Raw genomic sequence first — 13,861 nt, 5'->3', positions numbered from 1 at the left:
GGCATGACTGATTCTGTACAGCATGACAGCGCAGTGCTGGTGCATTTCACCTTAAAGCTGGCGGATGGTTCCACGGCGGAGTCAACGCGCAGCAACGGTAAGCCTGCGCTGTTTTGCCTCGGCGATGGCAGCCTGTCAGAGGGGCTGGAAAGCCATCTGCTGGGCCTGCCGGTTGGCGGGAAAGCGGCGTTCGCGCTGGAAGCGGCCGACGCGTTTGGCGGTATCAGCCCGGATCTGGTGCAGTACTTCTCGCGCCGCGATTTTGTCGAGGCCGGGGAGCCGGAAATCGGCGCCATCATGCTGTTCAGCGGCATGGACGGTAACGAAATGCCGGGGGTGATCCGCGAGATCTCCGGGGATTCCATTACCGTGGATTTCAACCACCCGCTGGCCGGGCAGACCATTCACTTTGACGTAGAAGTGCTGGAGATTGATCCGGTACTGGAGACCAGCAATGCAGATCCTGTTGGCTAACCCGCGCGGTTTCTGCGCAGGCGTTGATCGTGCTATCAGTATTGTCGAGCGAGCGCTGGAAATGTACGGTGCGCCGATCTATGTGCGTCACGAAGTGGTGCATAACCGTTACGTGGTCAACAGCCTGCGCGAGCGCGGGGCGATCTTTATTGAAGATATCGGTGAAGTGCCGGACGCGTCGATCCTGATCTTCTCTGCGCACGGGGTCTCTCAGGCGGTGCGTGCGGAAGCCAAAGCGCGCGACTTGACGATGCTGTTCGATGCCACCTGTCCGCTGGTGACCAAAGTGCATATGGAAGTGGCGCGCGCCAGCCGTAAAGGCACCGAGGCTATCCTGATTGGTCATGCCGGTCACCCGGAAGTGGAAGGCACCATGGGCCAGTACAGCAACCCGAAGGGCGGCATGTATCTGGTTGAAGCCCCTGCGGATGTCTGGAAGTTACAGGTTAAGGATGAAAATAACCTGTGCTTTATGACGCAGACCACGCTGTCGGTGGATGACACCTACGAGGTGATTGACGCCCTGCGTGAGCGTTTCCCGAAGATTGTTGGCCCGCGCAAGGACGATATCTGCTACGCCACCACCAACCGTCAGGAAGCGGTGCGCACGCTGGCACGCGATGCGGACGTGGTGCTGGTGGTGGGGTCGAAGAACTCTTCAAACTCTAACCGCCTGGCGGAGCTGGCACAGCGTGCTGGTAAGCTGGCGCGCCTGATCGACTCGGCTGATGATATTCAGGAAGAGTGGGTGCGCGGCGTCGGCTGTGTTGGCGTGACTGCCGGTGCCTCCGCGCCGGATATTCTGGTGCAGCAGGTGATCCAGCGTCTCAATGAGCTGGGCGGCGTCGATGCTGTCGAGCTGATTGGCCGTGAAGAGAATATCGTGTTTGAAGTGCCGAAAGAGCTGCGCGTAGAGGTAAAGCAGATCACTTGAGGGCGGCTATTTTACCTGCTATTTTGAACCTGGGCAGTGCTCACACTCCTCACGTACTACGTGTACGCTCCGGGTGTTGTGCGCTGTCCGTGTTCAAACTCGCTGCGCCGATAACGCCACGTTACGGCTGCCATGCTTAATCATTTCCTTTCCCCAATCCTTACGAAATCTGTTTTACTGATAATCCTCACGCGCTGGCGTAAAATTCTTATTATGTGTTTTTAGTTGTGGCGCAGGGATTAACGCGTGGCTAATCTGAATGCGCTTTACATGCCTATACTCGTCATTTTCAAGCGACAGGTGCGTTGGCTACGCCCGTTCACCCCGGTCACAGGGTTATCTGTGTTGCCGGGATTCACTGGCTTGCCGCCTTCCTGTAACGCGAATTGTTGAGAGTATAACTATTGGTCAGGAATGAATAATTATGAGTAATGCAGAAATCCGTATCGCCATTGTGGGAGCCGCAGGGCGTATGGGGCGTCAGCTGATTCAGGCAACTGAACAGGCTGAGGGGGCGCGTCTGGGCGCAGCCATTGTCCGTGCTGGCTCATCGCTGGTTGGCGCCGATGCAGGTGAACTGGCGGGCTGTGGCGCACTGGGTATCAAGGTCAGCGACAATCTGGATGCCGTGGTTAATGACTTCGACGTACTGATCGACTTCACCCGCCCGGAAGGCACGCTGCACTATATGGCATTTTGCCGTCAGCATAAGAAAGCGATGGTGATTGGCACCACCGGTTTTGATGAGGCAGGCAAAGCGGCGATCAAAGCCGCAGCGCAAGAGATTGGTATCGTATTTGCGGCTAATTTCAGCGTTGGCGTCAATCTGGTGCTGAAGCTGTTGGAGAAGGCGGCAAAAGTGATGGGTGACTATGCGGATATCGAAATTATCGAAGCGCACCACCGTCATAAGGTTGATGCACCATCAGGTACGGCGCTGGCAATGGGGGAAGCCATTGCTGATGCGATGAACTGGAACCTGAACGAGCATGCGGTCTATGCGCGTGAAGGCCACACCGGTGAGCGTGAAGCGCAGACTATCGGTTTCGCCACCGTGCGCGCCGGGGATATCGTCGGCGAGCACACCGCGATGTTTGCTGATGTTGGCGAGCGAGTAGAGATTACCCACAAGGCTTCAAGCCGCATGACCTTCGCTAATGGCGCAGTTCGTGCAGCTGTCTGGTTAAAGGCGCATAAAAGTGGTCTTCATGACATGAGAAGCGTGCTTAGCCTGGATGATTTATAAGTGTTGTGCACCATCGTGATGTGGTTATTTCAATCATAACGTTTTGATTGGATGGGCAATAATTTTATTGCCCTTTTTATTTTTAGAAAAATAGCTGTTTGTCATTAATGTTTAATCATTACCGCTATAAAGTTAGATTACCCTTCTTTTTTTCTCGCTCATAACGCTAATTTTGACCATTTGGTCCACTTTTTTACTCTTTCACACCAGAAATTATGCAGAAGCTGGCAGGCAACCGTTTTTATTGCCAGGATATGTGCTGTTTTCAGGGTAAATCATCCGACTTTCCACTCAGTGAGTTAAAAAACGCAGAAAAAGTGGCGCGCAGGGTAGACTTTCGCCAGGGCTATCATTAGAATGCGCCCAATTTGCCAAAAACTGGGCAGTCAGGCAGTTTTTGCATTGATTTTGGGGTCATCCCTGAATTAATATGCAGATATTGTGACTGTTTATTCCCTGGAGGATGTTTTGATTAAGTCAGCGCTCTTGGTTCTGGAAGACGGAACCCAATTCCACGGTCGGGCCATCGGGGCAACCGGATCGGCAGTGGGAGAAGTTGTTTTCAACACTTCAATGACCGGTTATCAAGAAATCCTCACTGATCCTTCCTATTCCCGCCAGATCGTCACTCTCACTTATCCCCATATCGGCAATGTCGGCACTAACGCCGCTGACGCAGAATCCACTCAGGTACACGCTCAGGGATTAGTTATCCGCGACCTGCCGCTGATTGCCAGCAACTACCGCAATGAAGAAGGCCTGTCTGACTATCTGACGCGCAACAACATTGTCGCGATTGCCGATATCGATACGCGTAAGCTGACCCGTCTGCTGCGTGAGAAAGGGGCGCAGAACGGCTGCATCATCGCCGGAGACGCACTGGACGCCGCCGAAGCCCTGGCAAAAGCCAAAGCTTTTCCGGGCCTGAAGGGGATGGATCTGGCGAAAGAAGTGACTGTGGCACAGCCTTACAGCTGGCAGCAGGGCAGCTGGACGCTGGAAGGCGAACTGCCGGCCGAGAAAGCCGCTGCTGACCTGCCATTCCACGTGGTGGCCTACGACTACGGCGTGAAGCGCAACATTTTGCGTATGCTGGTCGATCGCGGCTGCCGCCTGACGGTGGTGCCGGCGCAGACCCCGGCAGAAGAGGTGCTGAAGCTCAACCCGGACGGGGTGTTCCTCTCCAACGGTCCTGGCGATCCGGAGCCTTGCGACTACGCCATTACCGCGATTAAACGCCTGCTGGAAACCGAGATCCCGATCTTCGGCATCTGCCTCGGCCATCAGCTGCTGGCGCTGGCAAGCGGTGCGAAAACCGTGAAGATGAAGCTTGGCCACCACGGCGGTAACCACCCGGTGAAAGATCACGACAATAACACCGTGATGATCACCGCACAGAACCACGGCTTCGCCGTTGATGACAGCAACCTGCCGGCCAACCTGCGCGTGACGCACACCTCGCTGTTTGACCACACGGTGCAGGGCATCCACCGCACCGATAAAGCGGCGTTCAGCTTCCAGGGTCACCCGGAAGCCAGCCCGGGGCCGCACGATGCCGCACCGTTGTTCGATCACTTTATCGAACTGATTAAAGCCTCTAAATAAGATCAGGAGAGAAAGACAATGCCAAAACGTACAGACATACAAAGCATCCTGATCCTTGGCGCTGGCCCGATCGTAATCGGCCAGGCCTGTGAATTCGACTACTCCGGTGCACAGGCGTGTAAAGCGCTGCGTGAAGAGGGTTACCGCGTTATCCTGGTAAACTCTAACCCGGCAACCATTATGACCGACCCGGATATGGCCGATGCGACCTACATCGAGCCAATTAACTGGGAAGTGGTACGCAAAATCATTGAGAAAGAGCGTCCGGATGCGGTGCTGCCCACCATGGGCGGCCAGACCGCGCTGAACTGTGCGCTGGAGTTAGAGCGCCAGGGCGTGCTGGAAGAGTTCGGCGTGACCATGATCGGTGCCACCGCGGACGCGATTGATAAAGCGGAAGACCGTCGCCGTTTCGACGTGGCGATGAAGAAAATCGGCCTCGACACCGCGCGTTCCGGTATCGCACACACCATGGAAGAAGCGTTGGCGGTTGCCGCTGACGTCGGCTTCCCGTGCATCATCCGTCCCTCCTTTACCATGGGCGGGACCGGTGGCGGTATCGCATACAACCGTGAAGAGTTCGAAGAGATTTGCGAGCGCGGCCTCGATCTGTCGCCGACCAATGAGCTACTGATTGATGAGTCGCTGATTGGCTGGAAAGAGTACGAGATGGAAGTGGTGCGTGATAAAAACGACAACTGCATCATCGTCTGTTCAATCGAAAACTTTGATGCCATGGGCATTCATACCGGTGACTCGATTACCGTTGCGCCAGCGCAGACGCTGACCGACAAAGAGTACCAGATCATGCGTAACGCCTCGCTGGCGGTGCTGCGTGAAATCGGCGTGGAAACCGGGGGATCAAACGTGCAGTTCTCGGTGAACCCGGAGAATGGCCGTCTGATCGTCATTGAGATGAACCCACGCGTGTCGCGCTCCTCCGCGCTGGCCTCGAAAGCTACCGGCTTCCCGATTGCTAAAATCGCCGCCAAGCTGGCAGTGGGCTTCACCCTCGATGAGCTGACCAATGACATCACCGGCGGTCTGACCCCGGCGTCGTTCGAACCGTCTATTGACTACGTGGTCACCAAAATTCCCCGCTTCAACTTTGAAAAATTTGCCGGTGCTAACGACCGCCTGACCACGCAGATGAAATCTGTCGGGGAAGTGATGGCGATTGGCCGCACTCTACAGGAGTCGATGCAGAAAGCGCTGCGCGGCCTGGAAGTGGGCGCGCACGGCTTTGATCCAAAGGTGGATCTTAACGACCCGGAAGCGCTGACCACTATCCGTCGCGAGCTGAAAGATGCTGGCTGCGACCGCATCTGGTACATCGCTGACGCCTTCCGCGCCGGAATGAGCGTGGAGGATGTCTTCGCGCTGACCAATGTTGACCGCTGGTTCCTGGTGCAGATTGAAGAACTGGTCCAGCTGGAGCAGCAGGTGGCAGAGCAGGGCGTGAACGGCCTGAGCTATGACTTCCTGCGCACGCTGAAGCGTAAAGGCTTTGCCGATGCGCGCCTGGCCGATGTGGCGGGCGTGTCTGAAGCGGAAATCCGTGCCCTGCGCGAGCAGCACAACCTGCACCCGGTCTACAAGCGTGTGGATACCTGTGCGGCAGAGTTCTCTACGGACACCGCCTACATGTACTCAACCTATGAAGAAGAGTGCGAAGCCAATCCGAATCAGGATCGTGACAAAATTATGGTGCTGGGCGGCGGTCCAAACCGTATCGGCCAGGGTATCGAGTTTGACTACTGCTGCGTACACGCCTCGCTTGCGCTGCGCGAAGACGGTTTCGAAACCATTATGGTTAACTGCAACCCGGAAACCGTATCCACCGATTACGACACCTCTGACCGCCTGTACTTTGAACCGGTCACGCTGGAAGACGTGCTGGAAATCGTGCGCATTGAGAAACCAAAAGGGGTGATCGTGCAGTACGGCGGGCAGACTCCGCTGAAGCTGGCGCGTGCGCTGGAAGCCGCAGGCGTGCCGGTTATCGGCACCAGCCCGGATGCGATTGACCGTGCAGAAGACCGCGAACGTTTCCAGCAGGCGGTTGAGCGCCTGGGCCTGAAGCAGCCGGCCAACGCCACCGTCACCGCCATCGATATGGCCGTGGAAAAGGCGGCGCTGATTGGCTACCCGCTGGTGGTGCGCCCGTCCTATGTCCTGGGCGGCCGCGCGATGGAAATCGTTTATGACGAAATCGACCTGAAGCGCTACTTCAATACCGCGGTTTCCGTGTCTAACGACGCGCCGGTGCTGCTGGACCGCTTCCTTGATGATGCGGTAGAAGTTGACGTTGATGCGATCTGCGACGGTGAGCAGGTGCTGATTGGCGGCATCATGGAGCACATCGAACAGGCGGGCGTTCACTCCGGGGACTCTGCCTGCTCCCTGCCAGCCTACACGCTGAGCCAGGAGATTCAGGATGTGATGCGTGACCAGGTGAAGAAACTGGCCTTTGAGCTGGGCGTGCGTGGCCTGATGAACGTGCAGTTTGCGGTTAAGGACAATGAGGTTTACCTGATTGAGGTCAACCCACGTGCTGCGCGTACCGTGCCGTTTGTCTCCAAGGCAACCGGCATGCCGCTGGCGAAAGTGGCCGCGCGCGTGATGGCGGGTAAAACCCTCGCCGCGCAGGGCGTGACCAAAGAGATCATCCCACCGTACTACTCGGTGAAAGAGGTGGTGCTGCCGTTTAACAAGTTCCAGGGCGTCGACCCTATCCTCGGCCCGGAAATGCGTTCTACCGGTGAAGTGATGGGCGTGGGCCGTACCTTTGCAGAAGCGTTCTGCAAGGCGATGCTCGGCGCGCAGAGCAACATGAAGAAAACCGGTCGTGCGCTGCTGTCCGTGCGTGAAGGTGATAAGAAGCGTATTGCTGAGCTGGCGCGCCGCCTGCAGGCTTACGGCTTCGAGCTGGATGCTACCGCGGGTACTGCTGCGGTGCTGAAAGCTGCCGGTATTGACGTGCGCCAGGTAAACAAAGTGCACGAAGGCCGCCCGCACATTCAGGACCGCCTGAAGAACGGTGAGTACGCCTACATCGTCAACACCACCGCAGGCCGCCAGGCGATTGAAGATTCCAAACTGATCCGCCGCAGCGCGCTGCAGTATAAGGTGCATTACGATACTACGCTGAACGGCGGTTTCGCCACCGTGACGTCGCTGAACTCCAGCGCCACGGACCAGGTGATTTCCGTGCAGGAGATGCACGCGCAGATTAGCGCATAATTCGCTGCACATCGGGCGGACCGAAACAGAGGGTCCGCCCCTACACGTATTGCAGGGGGCGACCGTCAACGGTCGCCCCTTTTTTATCCCTTGCTTGCTCACTCCCTGCGCAGTCCCGCGCTGTTTTGCACCTTTCCCGACCAGAAGATTTGCTTATTTGTTAGCTAATCCCAGCTAAATCAACCTGTTGATTTTTTGGCATCAAACTTGCTCAAGCAAAAGAGGTTGAGTTGTTGGGCCAATTTATCAGGGGGCAGCATGACATTATTAAGCGCCAGTCTGGCACCGATCGCGGTGCAGCACAGTGACGTGCTGGTGCTCGATGCCCTGACGCGCTACGTGGCGCAGTCCGGCACCCGGATCGGCGAGCGCCTGCCGCCGGAGCGCGTACTGGCGGAGCAGCTGGGCGTCAGCCGCAACACGGTGCGTGAGGCGCTTAAGCGCTGGGAAGCGCTGGGCATCATCGTACGCCGCAAGGGCAGCGGCACCTTCCTGCATGCCGAGGTCAGCAGTAACGACAGTTTCCTGTCGCTGCGCTTTAAAAATGACTCGCAGAACATGCTGCACGCGCTGGAGGTGCGGCGAATTATTGAAGCCGAATCCTGCAGCCTGGCGGCGGTGCGTGCCACTCGCGCGGACCTGGTACTGATTGAGCAGCGCTTGAACGAGATGGAGCGCGTGCACCTCGCGATTGGCTCCGCCGGGGCCGAGGACTGGGCCTTCCACGCCAGTATTTATCAGGCTGCACATAACCCGCTGCTGCTGCATATGGTGGTCGGCCTGTACGACACTCTGCACGCTTTCTTCGAATCCCCGCCCGAGCAGGCGCTGTTCAGCGACTCGTTTCCGCTGCACCGCACGCTGTTTGAGGCGATAGCCCGCCGCGATGCCGATGAGGCGCGGCACGTCAGCCATCTGATTCTCGATATCACCGAACGTGACATGAAGGACGTGATCCATGCAGCCAGAAAAGTTTAGCGACCAGACGCAGTTAACCCACGATGCCCGCCACGATAAAGGGGCGGTGTCGCCGCCGATCTACCAGTCGTCGCTGTTCAGCTTCAGCGACTACGACAGCATGATTGCCCGTTTTCGTGGCGACAGCGATCTGCCGCTCTATTCCCGCGTGGATAACCCGACGGTGAAAGCGCTGCAGGATAAAGTCGCGCTGCTGGAGCAGGGTGAAGCCTGTCTGGCCTTCAGCAGCGGCATGGCAGCAATCAGCAATGCCATCCTTAGCGTGGTCTCGCCGGGTGACAAAGTGGTGTGCATCAATCACGTTTACCCGGATACCTATCGCTTCCTGCGCGGTTTCTGCCAGCGCTTCCATATCGACAGCGAGTTTGTCGATGGCGACTCGCTGGCTGCCGTCGAAGCCGCCCTGCCGGGCGCAAAACTGCTGTATCTGGAAAGCCCGAGCAGCTGGGTGATGGGCGAGCAGGATCTACGCGCCCTGACGGCGCTGGCGCGCGAGCACGGCGTTACCACCCTTATCGACAACAGCTGGGCCTCGCCGCTGTTCCAGAAGCCGCTGACGCTTGGCGTCGACATCGTGGTGCACTCCGCCTCGAAATATATCAGCGGCCACAGCGATGTGGTGGCGGGGCTGGTGATAGCCAGCCATGAACGTATTGCCACCATTACCCGCGGCGTCAGCCCGTTCCTCGGCGGCAAGCTGTCGGCTAACGAAGCCTGGCTGCTGATCCGCGGCCTGCGCACGCTGCCGCTGCGTATGCGCCAGCATCATCAGAGCGCGCTGACGATAGCAAAGCGGCTGCTGGAACATCCGCAGGTGATGCGCGTTTACCATCCCGGTCTCGACCCGCAATCCTTCTCCACGCTGAGCGGCTACAGCGGGCTGTTCTCGTTCGAGCTGGACGAGTCGGTGGATATTCCGCGCTTCTGCAACGCGCTCAAGCTGTTCCATATGGGCGTCAGCTGGGGCGGCTTCGAAAGCCTGGTGATGCCGGCGATTTCGGTGCTCAACCAGGCCGGTGAGTTTAACTCCGCGCGCGATTTTGGCGTTTCACCGCGCGTGGTGCGCATCTCCATCGGTCTGGAAGAGACCGATGATTTATGGCTCGACCTGCAGCAGGCAATTGCCGCTGCCCGCTAACTTCAACGAAAAGAGGTCATGATGAAGCAACATCCTTTGCGCGCCTGGTTAGGTAAAAGCGTGGTTTTAGCCCTGGGGATCGCCAGCACCTTTAACACTGTTGCCGCCACCAAACTGACGCTGGTGGAGGTGATCACCAGCCCGGCGCGAACAGAAATGCTGCAAAAAATGCTGACCGAGTACAAGGCGCAGCATCCGGGTACGGAAATTGAAGTGGTGTCGCTGCCGTGGGGCCAGGCCTTTGAAAAGCTGGGCACCATGCTGCAGAGCGGCCAGGTGCCGGACGTGGTGGAGATGCCGGATACCTGGCAGGGACTGTATGCCAGCAACAATATGCTGGAAGAGCTGGAGCCGCAGCTGAAAAGCTGGGCGGGCACGCCAGAACTCACCGATAAAGCGCTGGCAATGGCGCGTGCCGCCAACGGTAAAGCCACCATGATCCCTTACGGTTTCTACCTGCGCGCCATGTTCTGGAATAAAAAACTGTTCCAGCAGGCAGGCCTGAGCGAAGCGCCAAAAACCATGGATGAGTTCGTGGCTGATGCGAAGAAAATCAGCGCGCTGGGCAACGGCATTAGCGGCTACTGCATGCGCGGCGGCGTTGGGGGTACCAATGCCTGGATGATGTTTATGGCGGCGATGAACGGCTCGCCGGCGTTTTTTGACCAGCAGGGTAACAGCACTCTGACCCAGCCGGGGGCGCTGAAGGGGGCGCAGCTGCTGGTCGATATGTATAAGAGCGGCGGGGCGCCGAAAGACAGCGTCAACTGGGGCTTTAACGAGATCGTTTCCGGGTTCTACTCCGGGAAATGCGCGATGCTCGATCAGGATCCGGACGCGCTGATCGCGATCAAAAACAGCATGAATCCGGATGATTTTGCCGTGGCACCGATGCCGCTGGGGCCGTCGGGCAAAGCCTTCCCGACCATTGGCTACACCGGCTGGTCGGTATTCAAACAGGCCGGTCAGAAGGCGCAGTCGTGGCAGCTGATCCAGTTCCTCAGCAGTAGAGAGAACAACCTTACCTGGTCGAAGTTTGTCGGTACGCTGCCGATCTACAAAGGTGCGGAGAGCGACCCGTACTTCCACACGCCACAGTTTGCCGGCTGGTTTACCGAGCTGAACGACCCGAAATATGTACCGCTCACCATGCCAACGCATCTGAAAGGCTGGGGCTACTTTAACTCGGTGATCGTGAAAGAGAGCAGCCAGGAAACGTTACTGGACCAGAATGATACCCAATCAATGGTGGAAGACTGGGCCAAATATCTGACCAAAGAGCAGAAAGCCTGGATGGCAGCGCAATAACCGGATGAGAGTACCGTAGGGGTTGACCCTTTTTTTCGGTCAACCCGCGTACCTGATAACCCCCGCACTGGAGACGCCATATGATGCTTGACGCCACCACTGAAACCCCCACGCGAGCGCCGCGCTTCGTGCGCCTGCGGATGCTGGCTGAGCCCTGGCTGTACCTCAGCCCGACCCTGGTGCTGATTGGCTTGTTTATCTTTGTGCCGATGCTGATCGGTATCTCTTATGCCTTCCAGAATATCCAGCTGCTCAACCCGCTGGACAGCGGCTGGGTCGGGCTGGATAACTTCCGCGCCATGTTCGACGATCGGCGCTTCTTTAAGGCGCTTGGCCACACGGTGAACTGGACGCTGACCTCGCTCGTGCTGCAATTCTTCCTCGGGCTGGGGCTGGCGCTGCTGCTTAACCGCGAGTTTCCGCTGCGCCGCTGGGCGCAGGCGCTGGTGTTTCTGCCTTGGGCAGTTCCGGCGTTTCTCTCCGGGCTCACCTGGTCATGGCTGCTCAACCCGGTGATTGGCATTCTGCCGCACTGGATGGTTGACCTGCACCTGATTAGCGAGCCGTACAATATTCTGTCCGATCCCAGCCTCGCGCTGTACGGGCCGGTGATCGCCAACGTCTGGTTTGGCATCCCGTTCTTCGCTATTACGCTGCTGGCGGCGCTGCAGTCGATCCCGAAAGATCTGTATGAGGCGGCGTCGATGGACGGGGCCAGCGGCTGGCAGCAGTTTAAGCGCGTTACGCTGCCGTTTCTCGCGCCGATGATCGCCATCACCGTGATGCTGCGCACTATCTGGATCGCTAACTTCGCCGATCTGATTGTGGTCATGACCGACGGTGGCCCGGCGGGATCAACCTCGATTCTCTCCAGCTATATCTTCACCACCGCCTACCGCAAGCTCGACTTCGGTTACGCTTCGGCGATGGCGGTATTCCTGCTGGTCCTGATGACCTGCTATGCGCTGGTGCTGCTGCGCATTCGCCATCAGCTGTTGAAATAGGAGAGGCCGATGAATGCATTATTACGCCTGATCGGGCACCGCGCCGCGATCCTCGGCTACCTGCTGTTTGCGCTGTTCCCGCTCTACTGGGTGATTAAAATCTCCGTCACGCCGGACAAGCTGCTGTACAGCGAAGGGGTGACCCTGTGGCCCGCCGCGCTGACGCTGGACCACTTCCGCCGCGTGCTGGTGGAGAGTGATTTCCCGACCTTTTTCACCAACAGCCTGATCGTTTCAATGGGCACCGCCGGGCTGGCAACGGTGGTAGCGGCCGCAGCGGGCTATGCCTTTTCACGCTTTGGCTTCCGGGGCAAAACGGTGATGGCGGCGCTGCTGCTGTTCACCCAGATGTTCCCGCTGGTGATGATCCTTGCGCCGATCTACAAGGTGATGGCCCCGCTCGGGCTGACCAACAGCCTGCTCGGGCTGATCCTCGTCTACAGCGCATTTAACGTGCCGTTTGCTACTTTCCTGATGCAGTCGTTCTTCGATGCGATTCCAAAAGATCTGGAAGAGTCGGCGATGCTGGAGGGCTGCACCCGTTTTCAGGCGCTGTACCGCGTGCTGATGCCGCTGACGCTGCCCGGCATGGCAGCCACGCTTGGTTTTGTCTTTACCGCCGCATGGAGCGAGCTGCTGTTCTCGCTGATGCTGATTAACAAAAACGACGTGATGACCTTCCCGGTTGGGCTGCTGAGCTTCGTGTCGAAATTCGCCGTTTCCTGGGGAGATATGATGGCCGCCGCCGTGCTGGTGCTGATCCCCGCCTGTCTGTTTTTCGCCTTCATTCAGCGCTACCTGATCCAGGGGCTGACGGCTGGCGCGGTAAAAGGATAATCCTGATGGCTCAGATCTCTCTTTCGCAAATCCAGAAGCAGTACGGCAACGTTGAGGTACTGCGCAATATCAACCTGACCATCGCCGACGGTGAGTTCGTGGTGCTGGTCGGGCCGTCCGGCTGCGGCAAATCGACGCTGCTGCGCACCATCGCCGGGCTGGAGCTGGCAAGCAGCGGCGACATTCGCATCGGCTCGCGCCTGATGAATGAGGTAGCGCCGAAGGACCGCGATATCTCGATGGTGTTCCAGAGCTACGCGCTCTATCCGCATCTCACCGTGGCGCGCAATATGGGCTTCAGCCTGGAAGTGCAGAAGCGGCCCAAAGCGGAGATTGACGCTGCGGTGAATCGGGCGGCGGAGATCCTCAGCCTGACGCACCTGCTGGATCGTCGGCCGAAAGAGCTCTCCGGTGGCCAGCGTCAGCGCGTGGCAATGGGGCGGGCGATTGTGCGTCAGCCGCAGGTCTTCCTGTTTGATGAACCGCTGTCGAACCTTGACGCGCAGCTGCGCGGGCAGATGCGCGTGGAGATCAAAAAGCTGCACCAGCAGATGAACAACACCATTGTGTATGTCACCCACGATCAGGTGGAGGCGATGACGCTGGCGGACCGCATCGTGGTGCTCAATCACGGCGTGATCCAGCAGGTCGGCAGCCCGCTGGAGCTGTATGACACCCCAGCCAACAGGTTCGTCGCCAGTTTTATTGGCTCACCGCCGATGAACTTTATCAGTGGCCGCGTGCAGACAGGGGAGTGCGGCCCCTGCGTTGAAGTCAGCGCACGGCTGGTGTTACCGCTGGGCGCGCGCAGCGACCTGCCGGTCGGCAAAGCGGTGACTTACGGTATTCGCCCGGAAAATATTACGCTGTGCGATTTGGCGGATGAGGGCGCGCTGCCGCTGCAGGTGTCGCTGATCGAGCCTACCGGACTGTCGGAGCTGATCCACGGCACGCTGTACGGTGAGCCGGTGATGATCTACAGCACGCTGCGTTCAGGCTGTCAGGCAGGAGATACGGTCGGGATGAAGATTGAGGTGGAGCGGGTATTGATATTCGATGCGGACAGCCAATTGCGCTTGTAACGGGCCGACCTT

11 protein-coding genes are annotated in these 13,861 nt (G+C 58.1%); all 11 read left to right on the top strand.

The annotated features are described in order from the left end of the window. Positions 1 to 3: 3 nt before the first annotated feature. The 11 genes from fkpB (at position 4) to ID864_RS05305 (ending at position 13,849) form a co-directional block, all read left to right on the top strand. Complete coding sequence (fkpB, locus tag ID864_RS05355; RefSeq protein WP_048914797.1) at positions 4 to 474, top strand: FKBP-type peptidyl-prolyl cis-trans isomerase; 471 nt, start codon at positions 4 to 6, stop codon at positions 472 to 474. Beyond that, on the top strand, positions 455 to 1,408 hold the full coding sequence (gene ispH, locus ID864_RS05350) for a 4-hydroxy-3-methylbut-2-enyl diphosphate reductase (RefSeq protein ID WP_048914798.1): 954 nt from the start codon (positions 455 to 457) through the stop codon (positions 1,406 to 1,408). Before fkpB ends, ispH begins: the two co-directional genes overlap by 20 nt. Positions 1,409 to 1,832: 424 nt before the next feature. Next, positions 1,833 to 2,654, top strand: a complete 822-nt coding sequence (dapB, locus tag ID864_RS05345) for a 4-hydroxy-tetrahydrodipicolinate reductase (RefSeq protein ID WP_099753889.1) — start codon at positions 1,833 to 1,835, stop codon at positions 2,652 to 2,654. A 468-nt stretch (positions 2,655 to 3,122) separates the two neighbouring features. Further along, positions 3,123 to 4,259, top strand: coding sequence for a glutamine-hydrolyzing carbamoyl-phosphate synthase small subunit (carA, locus tag ID864_RS05340; protein WP_048914800.1), 1,137 nt, complete (start codon positions 3,123 to 3,125; stop codon positions 4,257 to 4,259). Positions 4,260 to 4,277: 18 nt separating this feature from the next. Further along, the gene (gene carB, locus ID864_RS05335) at positions 4,278 to 7,502 is read left to right on the top strand and encodes a carbamoyl-phosphate synthase large subunit (RefSeq protein WP_048914801.1); all 3,225 of its coding nucleotides are present in this window, start codon (positions 4,278 to 4,280) and stop codon (positions 7,500 to 7,502) included. A gap of 258 nt (positions 7,503 to 7,760) precedes the next feature. After that, on the top strand, positions 7,761 to 8,480 hold the full coding sequence (locus tag ID864_RS05330; RefSeq protein WP_099753887.1) for a FadR/GntR family transcriptional regulator: 720 nt from the start codon (positions 7,761 to 7,763) through the stop codon (positions 8,478 to 8,480). Continuing rightward, positions 8,461 to 9,618 (top strand): PLP-dependent transferase, encoded by a 1,158-nt coding sequence (locus ID864_RS05325; RefSeq protein ID WP_191149522.1) that lies wholly within the window; start codon positions 8,461 to 8,463, stop codon positions 9,616 to 9,618. Before ID864_RS05330 ends, ID864_RS05325 begins: the two co-directional genes overlap by 20 nt. 18 nt (positions 9,619 to 9,636) lie before the next feature. Continuing rightward, the gene (locus ID864_RS05320; protein ID WP_224750419.1) at positions 9,637 to 10,926 is read left to right on the top strand and encodes an ABC transporter substrate-binding protein; all 1,290 of its coding nucleotides are present in this window, start codon (positions 9,637 to 9,639) and stop codon (positions 10,924 to 10,926) included. 80 nt (positions 10,927 to 11,006) lie between these two features. After that, positions 11,007 to 11,930 (top strand): carbohydrate ABC transporter permease, encoded by a 924-nt coding sequence (locus tag ID864_RS05315; protein WP_048914804.1) that lies wholly within the window; start codon positions 11,007 to 11,009, stop codon positions 11,928 to 11,930. Positions 11,931 to 11,939: 9 nt separating this feature from the next. Then, positions 11,940 to 12,767 carry a carbohydrate ABC transporter permease gene (locus tag ID864_RS05310; protein ID WP_191149521.1) on the top strand — a complete coding sequence of 276 codons (828 nt, stop codon included), beginning with the start codon at positions 11,940 to 11,942 and terminating at the stop codon, positions 12,765 to 12,767. Positions 12,768 to 12,772: 5 nt separating this feature from the next. After that, entirely contained in the window at positions 12,773 to 13,849 is a 1,077-nt protein-coding gene (locus ID864_RS05305) for an ABC transporter ATP-binding protein (RefSeq protein WP_048914806.1), read from the top strand. Positions 13,850 to 13,861 lie beyond the last annotated feature (12 nt).

This window comes from Erwinia aphidicola (assembly GCF_014773485.1).
GTDB classification, from domain to species: Bacteria; Pseudomonadota; Gammaproteobacteria; order Enterobacterales; family Enterobacteriaceae; genus Erwinia; species Erwinia aphidicola.
This window is presented reverse-complemented; position numbering and strand designations above follow the sequence as displayed.